Below are 19,894 nucleotides of genomic sequence, written 5' to 3' on the forward strand. Positions count from 1 at the left end.
GCCGGTGACCTGTTCCCGTCCGGGGTGCGCCGGGTCAGCCCAGGCGCGCCTCGATCGCCTCGATCACGCGGGGACGCAGCTCGGCGGCGCGGATCACCGCGTCGACCGAACCGACCTCGACCGCGCGCTGGATGCTGTGCACCCGGTCGAACTCGGCGGCCACCTCGCCCAGCTTCTCCGCCCGCACCGACGTGCGCAGCTCGTCCAGCTCGGCGGTCAGCGTCGCCCGCTCGGTGCCCACCGCGGCGGCCACCTTCGCCTCCAGTTCGCGTACCCGGGGATCGGCTGCGGTGCGGGCGGCGACCTCGCCGGCGAACACCACGGCGGCGGCGGGCGCGCCACCGAGCACCGAGGCGAACGACCCCTCGATCGCCAGCACCGTCATGTCCGGGTTGAGCGCCTTGGAGAACACCACGAACGCGCCGCCGTGGTAGCGGGAGATCACGCAGAACACGATCGGGCCGCGGAAGTTGACGATCGCCCGGCCGATCTCCGCGCCGTACTCCAGTTGCAGCTTGCGCATCGACTCGGGCGAGCCGTCGAAGCCGGAGAGGTTGGCCAGCACGACCAGCGGCCGGTTGCCGCTGGCCGCGTTGATCGCCCGTGCGGCCTTCTTCGACGAGCGCGGGAACAGCGTGCCCGCGGTGTAGGTGTCCGGGCCGTCGGTGGGCGGGAAGCCGTGCCGGGGCACCGAGCGGGACTCGATGCCGAGCAGGCAGACCGGGATGCCGCCGAGGTGCGCGTCCTGCACCACGGCCGTCTCCGCGTCGGCCATGCCGGCCCACCGTTCCAGCACCGGGTGGTCCTGGTCGGCGAGCGCCCGCATCACGGTACGGATGTCGAACGGCTTCTTGCGGTCCGGGTTCGCGGTGGCGGAGAAGATCTCGCCGACAGAGGCGAAGTCGCTGCCGGCCACCGCGTGCGGGTAGCCGCAGATGTCCCGGTCCACCGGGTCCACTGTGACGGCCCGGCGCGGGGCGTCCTCGCCCGGCGCGACGTACGTGTGGTCGTAGTGCGCCATCAGCACGTCCCGCGCGGCCGACAGGTTCGGCGCCCAGTACTGCGCCTGCCCGTTAGGGCCCATCACCCGGTCGTAGCCGCCGATGCCGAAGTTGTCCTCGGCGGACACGCCGCCGGAGAAGTCGAGCGACTGCTTGCCGGTGAGCACCATCGCCGAGTCCGGCGTCATGACCAGCACACCCTTGGTGTGCATGAGCATCGTCGCCTCGGCGTTCCAGTACGGCTGGGCGCCGACGTTGATGCCCGCCACCACGATGTTGATCTCACCGCCGTCCTGGGTGAACTCGACGATGCGCTTGAGCGCCGCGGCCACCCAGTCCATGTTCTCCGTGCCGGAGGTCATCGAGATCCGGGCGCCGGCGCTCAGCGCGTACCACTCCAGCGGCACGCCCATCCGCTGCGCCAGGTCCAGTGCGGCGATCACCCGCCGGCACTCCGGCTCCGACAGCGCGCCGAGCGACTTGGTCGGGTCGCCGAGCAGCACCACCCGGGTCACGCCCTGCGGGTGCCGCGGCGTCGGCGTGGTCACCACACCGGCCACGATCGCCGCGGTGTTGCGGCCCTTCGGCCGGTCCACCGGAACCAGCCGGTGGTCCGCGTCCAGGTCGTGCTCGGCGAAGTCGCCCAGCAGACCGGTCAGCTCGTACGGGTAGACCGTGTTGCGGCCCGCCGCGCGCAGCACCTTCAGCCGGTAGTCGTCAAGCGGCTCGACCGGCTCGGCCGGCGGCTCGCCCACCGTGAGCCGGGCGTGGCCGGTCACGTCGAACGTGATCCGCACGCCGACCTTGGTCAGCTCGCCGGTCCGGCGGTCGCGCTGCCGGGCGATGAACAGGATCTCCTCCAGCTCGGCGCCCACAGTCGTCGGGCGCACCCGACCGGCGATCAGCTCCATCTCCTCGCGGGTGAGCTCGCTCGGCGGCCACACGTAGACGACGATCCGGTTGGTCGGGAACCGCGACTTCGACGGCCGCCGCGACTGCGCCCGGCGGATCGAGTCGATGCAGGCCGCCACCGTGTCCTCGGTGGTCGGCAGCGCCACCAGGCGGCCGTCCTGCTCCCGCAGCTCGGTCAGGTCGCGTACCTGGGCGAACGCCACCAGCCGCTGGTCGGACGGGTTCTGCCGGGCGACCGCCTGGAACAGGTAGACCTCCTCGTCCAGCGACGGCAGCCGGGTCAGGTCGAACTCGCGCAGCCGTTCCAGCTGCATCCGCTGCGCGATGTACGGGTGCAGGCCGCGGATCAGCCGCTCCTCGGCCATCCCGCCGCTGGCGGCCGGCCGGAACGTGACGTGGTGGTGCATGACCGCGCCGCCGCGCCCGGCCACCGTGGTGGTGAGGCGGCGTACCTGCTGCGGCAGCGGATGCGTGTTCACCACGTCCAGCAGCGCGGCGGCGGCGGCGTCCAGGTCCTCGGGCTGGTTCTCCCAGGCCAGGTAGACGTCCGCGTCGACGGCGTCGCAGGCCCGGGCCACCTCGGCCAGGCCGCGCAGCGCGTCGCCGAGCGCGTCGAAGCGGACGGCGGCCGAGACCACGCTCGACCCGTTCCGTCCGGCCACCACGAACGTGCAACCCCCGGCGGTGCGGGTACGGACCTCGGTGAGCGCCTTGTTGCCGTAGTACCGGCGGGTCAGTACCTCCAGCATGGCCGCGTTGTCCACGTCGTTGCGGACCAGTCGCTGGCCGAGCAGCCGGACCAGCGGCTCGGTGCTGCGGACCATCTCGGCGATCCGGTCGGCGCGGTCCGGCGCGTCCGGCTGCGCGTCGAGGTGCCGCAGGTGCGTGCGGACCTGGGCGTAGACGCGGGCCCGGTTGCGGCGCAGCAGCGGCTGGGCGAACCAGGCGAACACCACGCCCCGGGCCAGGTCGGCGACCACCGGGAAGCGGACCTGGGTGGCCGCGACGAGCCGCTCCAGCGCCAGACCGGCCGGCTCGCGCAGCGCCTCGTCCGGCGGCGGCTCGCGCAGCCAGGAGCGCAGCAGCGCGGCGATCACCGTGGCGTCGGCGGCGGCCCGCTGCTGGGCCAGGAAGATCCGGAACACCGCGGCCTCCAGTTCGGCGCAGCGGTCCAGTTCGGTGACGCCGTAGTGGGCGAGCGCCTTGGCCAGGCGGGCCTTGAACGACTCCGGGGATCCGGCCCGCTCGACGTCCAGGCTCTGCAGGTAGGTGTGGAAGTACTCGCGGGCGCTGTGCACGTGCCCGGCCGGCGCGTCGTCGCCGGGCCGGTTGCGGCTCAGCTCGGCCAGGTCGGCGAAGACGTTGACCAGGTCCAGTTCCTCGGCGAGCGGGCGGTGCCCGGCCTCGGTGGCCGCCCGCCGCGCGTCCAGGTAGTCGTCGAGCACCCGGCGCTCGTCGTGCGGGTCCACGTCGTAGCCGAGCAGCAGCGAGCAGAGGTCCTCCTGGCCGCGTTCGGCCCGGGACCGCGCGGGCACGTCCGCGGGCGCCGCGGGCAGGTCCAGCTCGACAGCCGGTCCGGCCGGTCCGGCCGCCGCCTCGGTGCCCTCCTCCGCCACCGGCTCCAGGCGCAGCAGCGGCGCCCCGGCCTCCACCTGGGTGCCCACCGCCACCGACGACTCCTTGAGGCGGGCCCGGAACGGCGCCCGCAGCACCGTCTCCATCTTCATCGCCTCCAGCACCAGCACCGGCGCGCCGGCCTCGACCTCCGCGCCGACCGCGAGCGGCGTGGCGACCACGAGCGCCGGCATGGGGGAGCGCAGTACGCCGCCCTCGTCGCGGCTGATCCGGTGCGTCACGCCGTCCACCTCGACCAGGTGGACCGGGCCGTGGGTGTCGGTGAGCAGGCGGAACCGGGCGCCGTTGACGGCGATCTGGCCGGTGTGCCGGTCGAAGCGGTCCAGCTCCACGTCGGCGGTGCGCACGTCACCAGCGGCCTCGACACCGACCCGGAAGCGGTGCGCGCCGACCCGGGCCACCCGCATCCGGTAGGTCACGCCGCGCAGCTTCAGGTCCAGCGGCCGGCCGCTGCGGTGCTGCACCTGCGGGCGTCCACCGGCAGCGGTGGACAGCAGCCGCTGCCGTTCGGCGGTCTCGTCCTCCTCGTACGCCTCGATCGCGGCCGCCGCCAGCGCCACGGCGGAGTGCCGGTGCGCGACCAGACGGCCCTCGCCGCGTACCCGGTCGATCCAGCCGGTGTCCGCGCTGGCGTCGATCACCTCGGGCTGGTCGAGCAGGTCGAGCACGAAGCCCTTGTTCGTCGCGCCGCCGGCGATGACCACCGTGGTGTTCGCCATCGCCCGGCGCAGGCGGCCCAGCGCCTCGTCCCGGTCCCGGCCGTACGCGATGATCTTCGCGATCATGGAGTCGAAGTCGGCCGGGATGGTGTCGCCCTCGCTGACCCCGGTGTCGACCCGGATGCCCGGCCCGGCGGGCAGGTCGAGCCGGGTGATCCGGCCGGGGGAGGGCGCGAAGTCACGGTCCGGGTCCTCGGCGTTGAGCCGCGCCTCGATCGCGTGCCCGCGCTCGACCGGCGGCTCACCGGTGAGCCGGCCGCCGCCGGCCACGTGCAGCTGCGCCTTGACCAGGTCGAAACCGGTGGTCGACTCGGTGATCGGGTGCTCGACCTGCAGGCGCGTGTTGACCTCCAGGAACGCGAACAGCCGGTCGCCCGGGTGGTAGAGGAACTCGACTGTGGCCGCGCCCCGGTAGCCGACGGCGACCGCCAGCCGCTCCGCCGACACCTTCAGCTCCGCGGTCTGCTCCGGGCTCAGCACCGGCGACGCGGACTCCTCGATCACCTTCTGGTTGCGCCGCTGCACCGAGCAGTCCCGTACGCCGAGCGCCCACGCGGTGCCCTGGCCGTCGGCGATCACCTGGACCTCGACGTGCCGGGCACCGGTGACCAGGCGCTCCAGGAACACCACGCCGCTGCCGAACGCCCGCGCCGCCTCCTGGCTGGTGCGCTCGTAGGCGTCGGCCAGCTCGGCGTCGCTGCGGATCACCCGGATGCCGCGCCCGCCGCCACCGGCTGTGGCCTTGAGCATCAGCGGGTAGCCGATCGAGGCGGCCGCGCGCAGTGCGTCGTCCAGGCTCTCCACCGCGCCGCGGCTCCACGGCGCGACCGGCACGCCGACCTCCTCGGCGATGAGCTTCGCGCCGATCTTGTCGCCGAGCTTGCGCATGGCGTCCGGGCTCGGTCCGACGAACGTCACGTCGATCTTGTCGCACAGCTCGGCGAACGCCGGGTCCTCGGCCACGAAACCCCAGCCCACCCACGCGGCGTCCGCGCCGGTCTCGACCAGCGCGCGTTCCAGGGTCTTCAGATCGAGGTACGGGCGGGCGGACGCGGGGCCCAGGTCGTAGGCGACGTCCGCTTCGCGGACGAAGGTGGAGGTGCGGTCGACGTCCGTGTACAACGCGACGGTCTCGATCCGGCTGCCGGTCTCCGCGGCCAGTTCCCGGACCGCGTGGATGAGCCGCATCGCGGCCTCACCACGGTTGACGATGGCGACACGGGTGAACACGTGACCGTCCCCTTCGGTTGACCCACTCCTGCGCCGGGCGCGGCGATGCCCCCGGCCCGCCTCACCTTTCCGCCTGTGCGCGGGCGGCGCTATGTCGTAACGGCCGAAGCCTGAGCGGGGACCGTTGTGGGAACCGAACAAAAGTTTTTAGCCAGCCACTCACTACCAGCCGGTACGCGTCACGGCGCCGGACCCGCTCGGGTCCGGCGCCGTGACGTGCCTGCGGCCGGGCTCAGCCCGGGATGTCCCGGGGGTCGCGCTCGCGGGGGTACGTGTTCTTCTCGCCGATCGTGCCGTCCTGCTTCTTGATCACGTGCTCGGTGCCGCGTTCGGCCGCCATCTCCCGGCCGGCCGCCTCGGCCTCCGCCTTGGTGCCGTGGCGGCTGGTCGCGCGTTCGTTGCCCTCCGGGCGGTTCTTCCACTGCCCGTCCTGCTGGTAGGTGTCGATGTCGCCCTTCGCCATGCCGTCAGCCCCTCTGTCGCGTGCCTGATGACAAATGTCTGCCCACGGGTGCGGTGCGCTAATCCTGCGGTCGCTCAGTGGTTTGGTTTGCCGGAACGGCAAGGTTCCTTGCTGTCCGGTGGTCGGCGGCGCACGATGTCGGGGCCCGGTCCGGAGACGACCGGCGGCGAGGAGGCGGACATGACGGGGCACCACCACGAGCACCTGGCGGCGGACACCGACCCGGCCCGGTTCTGGGACGAGCGGTACGGCCAGCGGGACCGGGTCTGGAGCGGCCGGGTGAACCCGGTCCTGGCCGAGGTGGCCGGCCCGCTGCCCGCGGGCACCGTGCTCGACCTGGGCAGCGGTGAGGGCGGCGACGCGGTGTGGCTGGCGTCCAAGGGCTGGCAGGTGACCGCGGTGGACATCTCGTCCGTCGCGCTGGACCGCCTCGCCGTGGAGGCCGAGCGGGCCGGGGTGGCCGACCGGATCACCACCGTCCGGCACGACCTCACCCAGGGCTTCCCGCCCGGCCGGTACGACCTGGTGTCCGCGCAGTTCTTCCAGTCGCCGCTGGTCCTGCCCCGGGAGAAGGTGCTGCCCCCGGCGGCCGAGGCGGTCGCGCCCGGCGGCCGGCTGCTCGTCGTCGAGCACGGCGCGCCGCCGCCCTGGACCGGACCCGACACCGGCCACCACCGGTTCGCCGAACCGGAGGAGATCCTGGCCGCGATGAGCCTCGACCCGGACGGCTGGGACACCGAGCGGCTGGGTGCGGCGCGCCGCACCGCCACCGGGCCGGACGGCCAGACCGGCGAGCTGATCGACCACGTGGTGCTGGTGCGGCGCCGCTGACCGCCGCGCCGGTCAGGCCCGCGTTCGCGGCCGGGTCAGCAGCAGCACCAGCAGCCCGGTCGCGCACAGCGCGGTGCTCATGCCGTACGCCCACCGGTAGCCGACCTGCGCGGAGATCCCGAGCAGCGGCCCGGCGAGCATGGCGCCGATCGGGAACGTGTTGGTGAACAGCGTGGTGGCCCGGCCCGGCTCGCCCGGCAGCAGATCCTGCACGTAGGCGATGCCGATGCCGGACACCGCGGCGATGAACAGCGCGTTCACCGGCTGCGCGAACAGCAGGACCGGCACGCTCGGCACCAGCGCGGCGGTCGCGTAGTAGGCGACCCCGCAGGCGGCCCCGACCAGGACCAGCGTCCGCAGCCGGACCCGCGCGGTCAGCGCGCCCAGGCCGAGGATCAGCGGGATCTCCAGCGCCGCGCACAGGCCCAGCACCAGCCCGGCGCGGGAGGGGTCGTCGTTCAGCTCGGTGTCGATGAACAGCGGCATCGCCTGCACGCCGACCGTCAGCGGGCACTGGAGGAGGACGAACGTGAGCGCGGTCAGCGCCAGCCGCAGCCGGGATGCGCCGGGTGTGCCGGGCGCGGCGCCGTCCGGATCGGCCGCGACCGGCCGCGCCGGCAGCGGCAGCTCCTCCAGCCGGAACGCGGCCACCAGCGCGGCCAGCGCGTACATGACGGCGGCCATGCCGTAGACCAGGCGGAAGCCGCCGACGTCGAGCAGAACCGCGGCCAGCGCCGGCCCGGCCACCCAGGCCAGGGAGAACACGGTACGCATCAGGCTGACGCCGAACGCGGCCCGCGCCGGATCGTCCCTGTCGAACAGTGCCCGGGTATACGCGAACGACTGTGGGAACAGCGAGTTCGCCAGCGCCAGGGCGGTAGCGGTGAGCCCCAGCAGGATCCAGTAGTCGCGGACGTACGCGGTCGTCCCCGCGCCCACCACACCGGCCAGCGCGGCGCCGACGAGCAGCGCGCGCCGGATCGGCAGGCGGTCCGACAGCCGGCCGACCAGCGCGGAGGCGACCACCCCGGACAGCGGCGCGACGACCAGGAACACGGTTACCCGCAACGGACTGGCGTGGACCTCCCGGTCGAGGAACAGCGACAGGAACGGCAGCACCACGGCGGTGGACAGGCCGACGGTCAGGAACACCACGCCCAGCGGGAGCAGCCGGAATCGGCCGGCGCGCACCGCCGGCCTCGTGTCCACAGCCATGCGGCGGACTGTACGCGGCGGCGGTGCGGCGGCCGACCGGGTTTCCACCGCCGGCGCGGTCCCGTGCGCGGCCGGCCGTCGCCCGCCCGGCCGCGTGAGTGCCGCTACCCGACGGCGGTGGGGGAGGGCGGCGCGCTACCGCCCTGCGGGGCCTCGGCAGTCATCAGCCGGACGATCTCCGACCGGTCCGCCGCCGACGGCATCCCCCACTCCGGCCGGTAGCCGAACGCCCGGTCCAGCGGGGTCGACGAGGTCCGGCCGTCGAGGATCTCCACCGAGTCGGTACCGATCAGCCCGGGGTGCTCCACGCCGCACGCCTCGGCCACCTTGACCAGGTCGCGGCGCAGCGTACGGATGTAGTTCGCGGCCCGCACCGACTTGCGGGCCGGGTCCAGACCTCGGGCCAGCCAGGCGTTCTGCGTGGCGACACCGGTCGGGCAGGTGTCGGTGTGGCACTTCTGCGCCTGGATGCACCCGATCGCCAGCATGGCCTCCCGCCCGACGTTGACCATGTCGGCGCCGAGCGCGAACGCCACCACGGCGTTGTCCGGCAGGCCGAGCTTGCCGGCACCGACGAACACCACGTTCTGGTGCAGGTCGCGTTCGGCGAACGTCCGGTAGACCCGGGAGAAGCCCTGCTGGAACGGCAGCGACACCGAGTCGCTGAAGATCAGCGGCGCGGCGCCGGTGCCACCCTCGCCGCCGTCGACTGCCACGAAGTCCACGCCGCGCCCGGTGTCGCGCATCAGCGTGGTCAGCTCCTCCCAGAACCCCAGGTCGCCGACGGCGGACTTGATGCCGACCGGCAGACCGGTCTCGGCGGCGAGCAGTTCCACCCAGTCCAGCAGGCTGTCGCAGTCGGAGAACTCGGCGTGCCGGGACGGGCTGACGCAGTCGCGTCCCTCCGGGATGCCCCGGGTGGCGGCGATCTCGGCGGACACCTTGGCCGCCGGCAGCAGCCCGCCGAGGCTCGGTTTGGCGCCCTGACTGAGCTTGATCTCCAGCGCCCGGACCGGTGCCGACGCCACCAGGTCCTTGAGGCGTTCCAGGCTGAACCGGCCCTGCTCGTCCCGGCAGCCGAAGTACGCGGTGCCGAGCTGGAAGACCAGGTCACCGCCGTTGCGGTGGTACGGCGACAGTCCGCCCTCGCCGGTGTTGTGCAGGCAGCCGGCCAGCGCGGCGCCCCGGTTGAGCGCCTCCACCGCGTTGCCGGACAGCGACCCGAAGCTCATCCCGGAGATGTTCACCACCGACTCCGGCCGGAACGCGTGCGCCCGGCCGCGCGCCGCGCCGAGCACCTTGGCGCAGGGCAGCGTCACGTCGTGCCCGGCGGTCGGCGCCGACGGCGGGATCGCCCGGCCGAACGTACGGTGCTTGATGATCGGATAGCCGGAGGTGTGCTCGATGTCGTTGTCGGTGCCGAAACCGAAGTAGTTGTTCTCCTGCTTGGCCGAGGCGTACACCCAGCGCCGCTGGTCGCGGGTGAACGGCCGCTCCTCGTCGTTGCCGGCCACGATGTACTGCCGCAGCTCCGGGCCGATCGACTCGATCAGGTACCGGGCGCGGCCCAGCACGGGGAAGTTGCGTCGCAGCGCGTGGTCGCGTTGCAGCAGGTCTCGCGCCGCCAGCGCGGCGACGGCGGCGGCTGCTGCGGGTACGGCTCTTCTCGCCCAGCTCATGACGCCACTCTTTCCGGCCCGGCGCCCGGCCAAACGCCTGCTGGAACCCGGCCGTGCGGCGGTGTCATGGATGCGGACCGACAGCCGAGGCTGCCCTGGACGGCGACGACCTCGTCACCCGCGTACGCGCCGGCGACCGGGAGGCGTACGTAGCCGGACCGGCATGGCCGCTGCCGGGCCGGGTATGGCTGCGTCATGGCGAAGTACACCGAGCCGGAACTGCGCGAGCGCCTCAAGGCCGAGATCCGCGCCTCCGACAAGGGCGGACGGCCGGGGCAGTGGTCGGCCTGCAAGTCGCAGCTGCTCACGAACGAGTACAAGAAGGCCGGCGGGGGATTCGAGGGCCCGAAGGACGCACGGCAGCGCTCGCTGCAACGCTGGGGCGGCGAGAAGTGGCAGACCCGCGGCGGTGACACGCGTGCCCGCCACGGCGGCGAAACGCGTCGTTACCTGCCCGAACAGGCGTGGGAGGAGCTGTCGGAGTCCGAGCGGCGCGCCACCGACACCCGCAAGCGCCGCGCGTCGCGCTCCGGCCGCCAGTACGTGCCGAACACCGGCCCGGCGAAGCGGGCCCGCCGGGACGCCACGGCCGCCGAGCAGATCAGCGAGTTGCCGGTGGCCGAGGCGGTCAAGCTGGTCCGCGACCTCGACACCCGTCAGCTCGACGCGGCGTTGCGCCGGGAGCGCGGTGGCAAGGCCCGCAAGACGCTCATCGGTCGGCTGGAGTCGGAACTGGGCCGGCGCCGGGCGAGGTGAGGGCGTACCCGGCAGCTGGTTGTGCCGGACCAGCACGTGGCCCCGGACCCGCTGGTTGTTCTTGCGGGCGAAGCCGATCAGCTCGTCGGCCGGGCCCGGTTGCAGGTGCCGCGGGTGGGTTCGAGGCGGTGACTGTGGAGAACTCGGACTCGGCCAGCTCGGGGTAGCGGGTCGGCGGCGTCGTTGAGGGCGGCCATGTCGACGGCGGTGCCCACGTACGGGCCGTGACGCTTGGCCAGGTCGCGCAGGCGCTGCGTGGCCGGGGCGTAGGGGCCCGGCCGTCGCGGGGACGACGTTGCGGTGGCCGCCTCAGCGCAGCGGGCGGCAGGAGGCCCGGACGACCAGCTCGGTGGGGAGCTGGATGTGCGTGTCCCGCTCGACGCCGGCGATGAGGTCGATCAGCAGGCGTAGCGACTCAGCACCCATGCGCTGCAGCGGCTGCCGGATGGTGGTGAGTGGAGGGTCGACGAGCGCCGACTCCGGGATGTTGTCGAAGCCGATGACCGACAGGTCGTCCGGTACGCGCAGGCCCAGGCCCCGGGCGACGTCGACGGTGGAGATGGCGGAGAGGTCGTTGCCGGCGAAGATCGCGGTGGGCCGGTCGGGGAGCGCGAGCAGCTCGGTGGCCGTGCTCGCGGCGCTCTCGGTGCGGAACCCGCCGACCCGGACGAGCCGCTCGTCCACCGCCAGGCCGGCGTCGGCCATCGCCCTGCGGAACCCGGCCTCGCGCAGACGGGCCGACTCCAGGTCGGGGCGGCCGCTGATGTGCGCGATCCGCCGGTGCCCGAGCGACAGCAGGTAGTCGGTGGCCAGCACCGCGCCGGCGAAGTTGTCGGAGTCGACGGTGGGCAGGCCGGACGGGCCGGTGTGCGGGTCGACGGCCACCACGTGGAAGCCGTGCTTGGTCTCGACCACTGTCGGCGTCACGATCACCGCGCCGTCGATGAGCGTGCCGGAGAGCCGGGCCAGCGAGCGCCGCTCCCACCCGATGGCCGCGCCCTCGCCGTCGCCGCTGGAGTAGGCGAGCAGTTGGTAGCCGCTGCCGGCGACCTCCCGGGACGCGCCCTTGAGCAACTCGGTGGAGAACGGCTCGAACTCGGCGACCAGGATGCCCAGCACGTTCGTGCGGTGGCTGCGCAGGCTCTGCGCCCCCAGGCTGGCCTCGTATCCGAGCTCGCGGATGACCTGCTGGACGCGCTCGACGGTGGCCTGGGCGACACCGTAGCGACCATTGACAACCTTCGATACAGTTGCCACCGAGACGCCGGCCGTGCGTGCCACGTCCGACATCTTGATGCGCTCCTGGAACACCACGCCGACGATGATAGAAGGGCTCTCCCGGGTCGATCGAAGACGATGTCGAAAACGTTATCGATATCGATTGACTTCGCGTTGCGGTCCTGTAAGGCTCCCCGGCAGGTAACAACCTGATCAACTCACCCTGCCGCTGGGTGTGCAGAACTTCTCCAGCCAGTACACCACCGACACCGCTGGCGTCCTCGCCTTCACGTCGCTGGCGATGTTGCCGGCGCTGCCTGCTTTTCACCCTGGCGGAGAAGCAGATCGTGGGCGGCCTCCAGGGCGCGGTCAAGGGTTGAGCGGCAGCGGTACCAGCACAACCAGTGGAAAGGCACACCCATGACAGAGGTCCACGCGGTGGTGGACGGGCCGCTACCGGCTCAGGCAGGTCCGGACCACGACCGGCCGGACGGGCACGACGCCGAGACGCGCGTACGGCACCTGCTCGCTCGCATGACGATCGAGGAGAAGGTCGCGCAGCTGGTCGGGTTCTGGGAAAAGGAGGACGGCGAGGCGGTCGCGCCCCTGCAGGGCGAGTTCGCCGACACCGGCCGGCTGGAGGACTTCTCCCGCCACGGGCTGGGTCACCTCACCCGCGCCTACGGCACCCGCCCGGTCGACGCCGCGGCCCGCGCGGCCTGGCTGTGGAAGTTCCAGCGGGACCTGGTGACGGGCACCCGGCTCGGCATCCCGGCCATCGTGCACGAGGAGTGCCTGACCGGCCTGTCGGCGTGGAAGGCGGCCACCTTCCCGACGCCGCTGGCCTGGGGCGCCGCGTGCGACCCCGAGCTGGTCACCGAGATGGCGGCGGCGATCGGGGCCTCCATGCGCGCGCTCGGCATCCACCAGGGACTGTCCCCGGTGCTGGACGTGATCCGGGATCCCCGCTGGGGCCGGGTCGACGAGTGCATCGCCGAGGATCCGTACCTCGTCGGCACCATCGGCACCTCGTACGTGCGGGGGCTCCAGTCCCAGGGCGTGCTCGCGACGCTGAAGCACTTCGCCGGCTACTCCGCCTCACGGGCCGGGCGCAACTTCGGTCCGGTGCACGCCGGTCCCCGGGAACTCGCCGACGTGCTGCTGCCGCCGTTCGAGATGGCGATCCTCGACGGCGACGCGCGCAGCGTCATGCACTCGTACGCGGAGATCGACGGCGTCCCGGTCGCCGCCGACCCGGCCATGCTCACCGACCTGCTGCGGGACCGGTGGGGCTTCGACGGCACGGTGGTGGCCGACTACTACGGGGTCGCCTTCCTCAACCTGCTGCACCACGTCGCGGCCGACAACGCGGACGCCGCCGTGCAGGCGCTGAGCGCGGGCCTCGACATCGAGCTGCCCACCGGTGACGCCTACCTAACCCTGTCCGAGACGGTGCGGGCCGGCACCGTGGACGAGGCGCTGGTGGACCGGGCGGTGCTGCGCGTCCTGCGCCAGAAGCAGGAACTCGGACTGCTCGACGCGACGTTCGGCGACGAGCCGCCGGGCGCGATCGACCTCGACTCGCCGGAGCACCGGTCGATCGCGCGCCGGCTCGCCGAGGAGTCGATCGTCCTGGTCTCCAACGAGGGCGTGCTCCCGCTGCCGGTGGGCCGTCGGGTGGCCGTGGTCGGCCCGAACGCCGACCGGCAGGGCGCGCTGTTCGGCTGCTACTCGTTCCTCAACCACGTGCTGGCCCACCATCCGGGCGTGGAGACCGGCTTCGAGGTGCCGACCGTGCTGGAGGCGGTGCGCGCCGAGTTCGGCGCCGGCCAAGTCACCTTCGCGGCCGGCTGCGAGGTGGACTCGGCGGACCGCTCCGGGTTCGAGGCGGCGGTCGCCGCCGCGGCCGCCGCCGACGTGGCAGTGCTCGTGGTCGGCGACCACGCGAGCCTGTTCGGCCGCGGCACCGTCGGCGAGGGCTGCGACCGGGACGACCTGGAGCTGCCCGGCGTGCAGCGTCAGCTCGTCGAGGCGGTGCTGGACACCGGCACCCCGGTGGTCCTCGTGCTGCTCACCGGCCGCCCGTACGCGCTGGGCTGGGCGCTGTCCCGGTGCGCGGCGGTGGTGCAGACGTTCTTCCCGGGTGAGGAGGGCGCCGGGGCGATCGCGGGTGTGCTCTCCGGGCGGGTCAACCCGTCCGGCCGGCTGCCGGTCAGCCTGCCCGGATCGGCCGGCGCGCAGCCGTACTCGTACCTGCACCCGGAGCTGGGGGAGGGCATGAACGGCACCAACCTGCCGGCGACTCCGGTGGCGCCGTTCGGGCACGGGCTGTCCTACACCACGTTCGCGTACACCGACCTGACCGTGCCGGCCGAGGTGCCGACCGACGGGGTGCTGCGGGTGTCGGTGCGCGTGACGAACACCGGCCCGGTCGCCGGTGACGAGGTGGTGCAGCTCTACGGCCGGGACCTGGTCGCCTCGGTGACCCGGCCGGTCGCGCAGCTGCTCGGCTACCGGCGGGTGCGCCTGGAGCCGGGCTGCTCGGTCACCGTCGAGCTGACCGTCCCGACGACGCGGCTGGCGTTCACCGGTCGCGCGCTCACCCGGGTGGTGGAGCCCGGGGAGGTCGACGTCTGGGTGGGTACGAGCGCCCGGCGCGACGCCCAGGCGCGGACGACGCTGACCGGAGACACCGCCGCGATCACCACCGCCTCGCCCCGTTGGACGACGACCGATCTCCGCTGAGCCGGGTCCGCCGGTCGTCCACAGGACGGTCCGTGGGCCCTTTCAACACATATTGGTGTTATGCCGTTTTTGACTCAGTAGGCTCCAGGATGTCATCCAGCCCGTGAGCCGGGACGGTGCCGCCCGCCGTGCGCGGGTCGCGTCCCGCCGCCCGGCCGGCTGGATCCCGGTTGCCGGCACCCACAGGGATGCGTGAGTCACGATGATGGACGCGGACACCATGGTCCTGCCCCGGCTCGGGGACGCCGTGGCCGAAGACCCGTGGGGCGAGGACCGGCCGCGCCGGGTCGCCGCCCGCGCCGCGCCCGGCGTGCTCCGATGGCGGATCGCGGCGTGGCTGGTGCCGGCGGTCCTGACCGGCGTGCTCGGCGCCGCCCGGATCACGGCCTCGGGGCCGGGCGCCGGAGAGCTCGCGACCCGGCGCGCGGCCACGTCGCCGTGGCGGGGGATCGGCGTCGCGCTGACCGGCGACGACCTCGCGCTCGGGCCCTACCACCTGCTCGTACGCGGCTGGGCGGCGCTGTTCGGCGCGTCGGACCTCGCGCTGCGCGTACCGTCGCTGTTGGCCATGGCCGGCGCCGCGGCGCTGGTCGGCGCGCTCGCCGCCCGCATCGCCACACCCGCCGCCGGCCTGCTCGCCGGCGTGATCTTCGCGGTGCTGCCGACCTCCGCCAGGTACGCGCAGGAGGCGCAGCCGTACGCCCTGGCGGTGTTCGCCGCCGTGCTCGCCACCTGGCTGCTGGTGCCCGCTTTCGACCGGCCGTGTCCCCGCCGGCTCGTGCCCTACGCGGGCGCGGTGGCGCTGCTGGGCCTGTGCCAGCCGGTGGCGTTGCTGCTGCTGGCCGGGCACGGCTGGGCCGTGCTGGCGTTCCGTCGCCGCGGTGCGATCCGGTGGCTGGCCGCCGTGACCCTCGGCCTGCTCCCGGTCGCCGCGCTGCTCGCCCCCGGCCTGAGCGACGGCGGGCGCCTCGTGTCCGGCGCGCGTCCCGGCGCCGCCGTGCTCGCGGCCACGCCCGGGGATCTGTTCGGCGTCGCCGCCCTCGCCGGCGTGCTGGCCGGGCTGGCCCTGTTCAGCCTCCCGCTGCGGTACGCCGCCGCGATCTGCACCGCCTGGGCGCTGGTGCCGGCGCTCGGGCTGCTGGCGCTGGCGCAGGCGGTGCCGGTCTGGTCGGCGGAGAACCTGCTGTTCACGGTGCCGGCCTGGGCGGTGCTCGGCGGGGTCGCCCTGTCCCGGGCGCGTGCCGCCGGTGCGCTCGCCGGGCTGGGACTCGTGGCGCTGCTCGCCGTGGCCGACCGGCTTCCCGCGTGACCGGGTGACCCGTCGACGAACGGGCGACCTCTGTCTGATTCGCACCCTTTGCTGCTTATTGTCGGCTTAGCATTCGGTCGGCTCCTGAGCCGGATGCAGACCATGGGGGAAACGTGGCCGTCGCCGCCGATACACGCCCGTCCCGCGCCACGACGGCCGGGACACCGGGTGCTCGCCAGATCGCGCCTGTCCCGCCCGGTGCGCCGGACGACGCGGACCGCCGGCAGCGCAACATCCGCGCCCGCCTCGCGTACGCGCGCTGCGGCGCCACCGCGGGCCCGCTGCGCCCGCCCCGGCGCCCCGGCGCGGCGGTCGAGTTCCGGCCCACCGCGTCGGTCGCCGCACGACTGGTCCTGACGCTGCTGGTGCTCGTCAACAGCGCCGCCGGACTGGTCTTCGTCGGCTGGCTGCTGCTGCCCCAGCACGTAGCCGGCCCCGGCGTCGTCGGGCTCGGCGGCTGGCAGACCGCCGCCGCCCGGCTCGCGTTCTGCGTGGTCGTCGGCGTCGAGCTGATCCGCCTGGCGCAGAACGTGGTGGTCTGGGTCTTCGCCTTCCACGCCCGGGATCCGGTGCCGGTCGACCCGCCGGTCGGCCTGCGGGTCGCCCTGCTCACCACGATCGTGCCGAGCAAGGAGCCGATCGAGGTCGCCGAGCGGACGCTGCGCCGGCTGCGGGAGATCGTCTACTGCGGGCACGTCGACGTGTGGATCCTCGACGAGGGCGACGACCCGGCGGTCCGGGCGATGGCCGCCCGGCTGGGCGTACGACACTTCACCCGCAAGGGCCGGCCCGAGTACAACCGGCCCGGCGGCGAGTTCCGGGCCCGCACCAAGTCCGGCAACCACAACGCCTGGCGGGCCGAGCACGAGCACCGCTACGACGTGGTCGCGAACGTCGACCCGGACCACGTGCCGCTGCCGAACCTCCTGGAACGTACGCTCGGCTACTTCCGCGACCCGGACGTCGCGTTCGTGGTGACCCCGCAGGTGTACGGCAACATGCACCAGAACTTCGTCGCCCACGGCGCCTCGGTGCAGCAGTACCTCTACAACGGGCTGATCGCCCGGGGTGGCAACGGCCTGGACGCGCCGTTGCTGACCGGTACCGGGCACCTCTACCGCCCGGCGGCCTGGCGAACCGTCGGTGGCTACCAGGACTCGATCATCGAGGACCACCTCACCAGCATCCGTGTGCACGCCGCCGTCAACCCGGCCACCGGCAACCGGTGGAAGGGCGTCTACACCCCCGACGTGGTGGCGCTCGGCGAGGGACCGACCTCCTGGGCGGACTACTTCAACCAGCAGAAGCGCTGGGCGGCCGGGATCTGCGAGATCCTGCTGCGGCGCGAACTGCGCACGCCGCGCGACCTGCCGTCCCGCCGCCGCTGGCAGTACCGGCTGCTCCAGTTCTACTACCCCAGCGTGGCGGTGAGCCTGCTGCTGGGCAACGCCGCCACCGCGCTGTACCTGCTGACCGGCGTCGACGCGGGCCGGCTCGACCCGCAGGTCTGGGCGACGCTGTGGGGTTGCACCATCGGCACCTGGTTCCTGCTCTGGCTGTGGCTGCGCCGCTTCAACATCGCCCCGCACGAGCGGGAGGAGGTGGGCGTGGCCGGCATGGCGCTGGCGCTGTTCGCCGGACCCGTCTACGTGGCCGCGGCGGTGGGCGCCCTGCTGCGCCGCAAGCTCGGCTTCGTGGTCACCGCCAAGGGCGCGCTGCGCACCGTCGAGTCGCCGCGCACGTTCCGGCTGCACCTGTGCTGGGCGCTCGCCGCCGCCGGACTGCTCGCGGCGAGCTTCGCGCTGGACCACGACTACCCGCTGCTGCGGGTCTGGCCGGCGCTGACGCTGCTGACCGGGCTCGCGCCGCCATTGATCGCCTGGGTGGAGAGTCTGCGGGCACGCCGGGACCGGACCGCAGACGTGACCCGGGAGCCCCAGCTGGTGTCCCGGACCGTGACCGGCGGCGGTGTGCCGTGCTGAGGCCGACGCTGCCCCGGGTGGGTTTGGCGCTGGCCGGGCTGCTGCTGCTCGCGTACGCCTTCGTGGTGGCACCGGTCGCGTGGCGCGACCCGGGCACGGGCGCCTCGGCCCGGCGGCCCGCCCCGGCGACGCCGCAGGCGAGCACCGACGTGCCGGCAGCGGTCGTGCCGACCCTTCGCGGTGGCCCGTTCCCCCCGGCCGGGCAGGCGTTCTTCGGCGTCATGACCGACAAGGGACCGTACGACTTCGCGCCCGTCGACCGGTTCGCCGAGGCGGCCGGGCGGTCGCCGCAGGTGATGCTCTTCGGCGCCGACTTCGCGTCGGCCGCGTTCGACCGGAGCCTGTTCGACCGGATCGCCGAGCGGGGCATGATGCCGATGCTCGGCTGGGAGCCCTGGGACCACACGGTCGACCAGGCGGCCCGCCGTACCGGCCTCACCGACCGGCAGGTCGACCGGCTGCGCGCCACCCAGCCGGACTACCGGCTGGCCCGCATCGTGCGCGGCGACTTCGACGCCTACCTGCGCTCCTGGGCCGAGGGCGTCCGGTCGCTGGGCTACCCGGTGGCGATCCGCTTCGCGCACGAGATGAACGGCGACTGGTACCCCTGGTGCGAGCGGGCCAACGGCAACCGCCCCGGCGACTACGTCCGGGCCTGGCGGCACGTGCACGACGTCTTCGCCGAGGCCGGCACCACGAACGTCACCTGGGTGTGGAGCCCGAACGCCCGCTGGGACAAGACGACCGCCGGGCTCACCGGTCTCTACCCGGGCGACGAGTACGTCGACTGGGTCGGCGTCACCGGCTACTACGGCAGCGGCGCGTTCACCGAGACGTACTGGTCGTTCGACCAGATCTTCGGCCCGACGATCGCCGAGATCCGCGAGGTCACCGGCAAGCCGCTCGTGGTCACCGAGACCGGCGCCGCCGACGCCGCCGGGCACAAGGCCCGGTGGATTCGGGACACCTTCCGCGCCCTGCCCCGCTATCCGGGCCTCATCGGGCTGATCTGGTTCGAGGTGGACAAGGAGAAGGACTGGCGCATCGCCGGCTCACCGGCGGCGGCGACCGCGTTCGCCGAGGCGGTGGCCACCGAGCGCTACCACGTCACCTGGTCACCGGCGGTGCGGCCGCGCGCCGGGCCCTGATCCGGTCCGCGCTCCATGCCGGACGGTGGGGCGGCCCTCCGCGATCGCGAACGAGAGAGATCAATTCCGGCGGACGGCGAGCGAGCAGGGCGTGCCCGAGGACGAGGTGGCCCGCTTCGCGGAGCTGATCCGGTTCCAGATCCACGCCGGTCAGCGTGCGGAGGGCGGGCACGCCGGGCGACGGGGCGGGCGGCCGGGCCGCAGTCAGCGCAGCCCGGCCACCGCGGCGTCCGCGCCGCCGCGCCAGAGCACGCCGGCCTCGGTGAAGCCGGCCGCGCGCAGCGCGTCCAGGTGCCACGCCGCGGGCGGGCTCCACTCCGGGCTGTGCCCGGTCGGATAGATCTCCCGCCGCTTCTCCACCAGCGGCCCGAGCACCGGGTCACCCGCGGCCTGCTCCCACCACTCCGGCCAGGACAGCGCCGCGCCGGCCCGGTGCCGGGCGGCGCGGCGCGCCTTCGCCAGGTCGCCGAGGCGGGCAGCGAGCGACGGCATCGTGTCGTCGGGCATGTGGTCGGCGTTGACGAAGACGCCGCCGGGACGCAGCACGTCGCGGATCTCGCCGTACAGCTGAGCCAGGCGCGGACCGTCCACCCAGTGCAGGGCGGTGGCGGTGAGTACCGCGTCGTAGTCGCGGTGCGGCAGCGTGGCGGCCCAGTCGGACCGGTTGAGGTCGGCGGTCACCACTGTGGCCCGTCCCGCCAGCGCCGCCTCGGCGAGGGTGAGCAGCACCGGGTCGAGGTCGAGCACCGTCACCTCGGCGTCGGGCCGGCGGGTCAGCGTACGCAGGCTGATCGATCCGGTGCCGCCGGCCAGGTCGAGCACGCGTGGCGGCCGGTCGCCGGTGACCGCCTCGACGGCGTCGAGCATCGCCGCGAAGCGGTGCTCCCGGTCCGGCATGAACGCCTCCTGCTGCCGGTCCCAGCTCTCCTGCCAGGCGCGCACATCCAAGTCGTAAGGAGTCATGACGCTCACGATAGTTACCGGCACGCAGCCCTGTCGAGGCTTGTTGCCAAACTTTTGCAACAAGCGGTCGCCGTCCCGGCGGCGTCAC

12 protein-coding genes and 1 pseudogene are annotated in these 19,894 nt (G+C 73.6%); 6 read left to right on the forward strand and 7 right to left on the reverse strand.

What is annotated here, in order from left to right; all coding sequences use genetic code 11:
- Positions 1-34: 34 nt before the first annotated feature.
- Together C569_RS0101110 and C569_RS0101115 are read right to left on the reverse strand one after the other, a co-directional pair.
- A complete protein-coding gene (locus C569_RS0101110; protein ID WP_018783977.1) occupies positions 35-5,497 on the reverse strand; it encodes a carboxyl transferase domain-containing protein in 5,463 nt (1,820 codons plus the stop codon).
- Positions 5,498-5,729: 232 nt separating this feature from the next.
- The gene (locus tag C569_RS0101115) at positions 5,730-5,960 is read right to left on the reverse strand and encodes a DUF2188 domain-containing protein (RefSeq protein WP_018783978.1); all 231 of its coding nucleotides are present in this window, start codon (positions 5,958-5,960) and stop codon (positions 5,730-5,732) included.
- Between the two features lie 180 nt (positions 5,961-6,140).
- Here C569_RS0101115 and C569_RS0101120 point away from each other — a divergent pair, with 180 nt between their 5' ends.
- Positions 6,141-6,791, forward strand: coding sequence for a cyclopropane-fatty-acyl-phospholipid synthase family protein (locus tag C569_RS0101120; protein WP_036345052.1), 651 nt, complete (start codon positions 6,141-6,143; stop codon positions 6,789-6,791).
- Positions 6,792-6,803: 12 nt separating this feature from the next.
- Here C569_RS0101120 and C569_RS0101125 read toward each other — a convergent pair whose 3' ends face one another.
- Together C569_RS0101125 and C569_RS0101130 are read right to left on the reverse strand one after the other, a co-directional pair.
- Complete coding sequence (locus C569_RS0101125) at positions 6,804-8,006, reverse strand: sugar efflux transporter (protein ID WP_231394681.1); 1,203 nt, start codon at positions 8,004-8,006, stop codon at positions 6,804-6,806.
- A 104-nt stretch (positions 8,007-8,110) separates the two neighbouring features.
- Positions 8,111-9,685, reverse strand: coding sequence for an FMN-binding glutamate synthase family protein (locus C569_RS0101130; protein ID WP_026267564.1), 1,575 nt, complete (start codon positions 9,683-9,685; stop codon positions 8,111-8,113).
- A 195-nt stretch (positions 9,686-9,880) separates the two neighbouring features.
- On the opposite strand from C569_RS0101130, the gene C569_RS0101135 reads away from it, so the two are divergent.
- Positions 9,881-10,441 (forward strand): DUF5872 domain-containing protein, encoded by a 561-nt coding sequence (locus tag C569_RS0101135; protein WP_018783982.1) that lies wholly within the window; start codon positions 9,881-9,883, stop codon positions 10,439-10,441.
- A gap of 18 nt (positions 10,442-10,459) precedes the next feature.
- Here C569_RS0101135 and C569_RS34930 read toward each other — a convergent pair.
- Together C569_RS34930 and C569_RS0101140 are read right to left on the reverse strand one after the other, a co-directional pair.
- Positions 10,460-10,546: pseudogene (locus C569_RS34930) on the reverse strand (hypothetical protein); the annotation flags it as partial.
- A 204-nt stretch (positions 10,547-10,750) separates the two neighbouring features.
- A complete protein-coding gene (locus C569_RS0101140) occupies positions 10,751-11,755 on the reverse strand; it encodes a LacI family DNA-binding transcriptional regulator (RefSeq protein WP_018783983.1) in 1,005 nt (334 codons plus the stop codon).
- A gap of 324 nt (positions 11,756-12,079) precedes the next feature.
- Here C569_RS0101140 and C569_RS0101145 point away from each other — a divergent pair, with 324 nt between their 5' ends.
- From C569_RS0101145 to C569_RS0101160, 4 genes are all read left to right on the forward strand, one after another.
- The gene (locus C569_RS0101145; RefSeq protein WP_018783984.1) at positions 12,080-14,404 is read left to right on the forward strand and encodes a glycoside hydrolase family 3 N-terminal domain-containing protein; all 2,325 of its coding nucleotides are present in this window, start codon (positions 12,080-12,082) and stop codon (positions 14,402-14,404) included.
- A 202-nt stretch (positions 14,405-14,606) separates the two neighbouring features.
- Entirely contained in the window at positions 14,607-15,713 is a 1,107-nt protein-coding gene (locus tag C569_RS0101150; protein WP_018783985.1) for a glycosyltransferase family 39 protein, read from the forward strand.
- A gap of 113 nt (positions 15,714-15,826) precedes the next feature.
- The gene (locus C569_RS0101155) at positions 15,827-17,695 is read left to right on the forward strand and encodes a glycosyltransferase family 2 protein (protein ID WP_018783986.1); all 1,869 of its coding nucleotides are present in this window, start codon (positions 15,827-15,829) and stop codon (positions 17,693-17,695) included.
- A gap of 17 nt (positions 17,696-17,712) precedes the next feature.
- Positions 17,713-18,843 carry a glycoside hydrolase family 26 protein gene (locus C569_RS0101160; RefSeq protein WP_231394682.1) on the forward strand — a complete coding sequence of 377 codons (1,131 nt, stop codon included), beginning with the start codon at positions 17,713-17,715 and terminating at the stop codon, positions 18,841-18,843.
- A gap of 204 nt (positions 18,844-19,047) precedes the next feature.
- On the opposite strand, the gene C569_RS0101165 is transcribed toward C569_RS0101160, so the two are convergent.
- Complete coding sequence (locus C569_RS0101165) at positions 19,048-19,806, reverse strand: trans-aconitate 2-methyltransferase (protein WP_026267565.1); 759 nt, start codon at positions 19,804-19,806, stop codon at positions 19,048-19,050.
- Positions 19,807-19,894: the final 88 nt, after the last annotated feature.

It is taken from the genome of Micromonospora sp. CNB394, assembly GCF_000374985.1.
In the GTDB taxonomy this organism is placed as follows: Bacteria; Actinomycetota; Actinomycetes; order Mycobacteriales; family Micromonosporaceae; genus Micromonospora; species Micromonospora marina.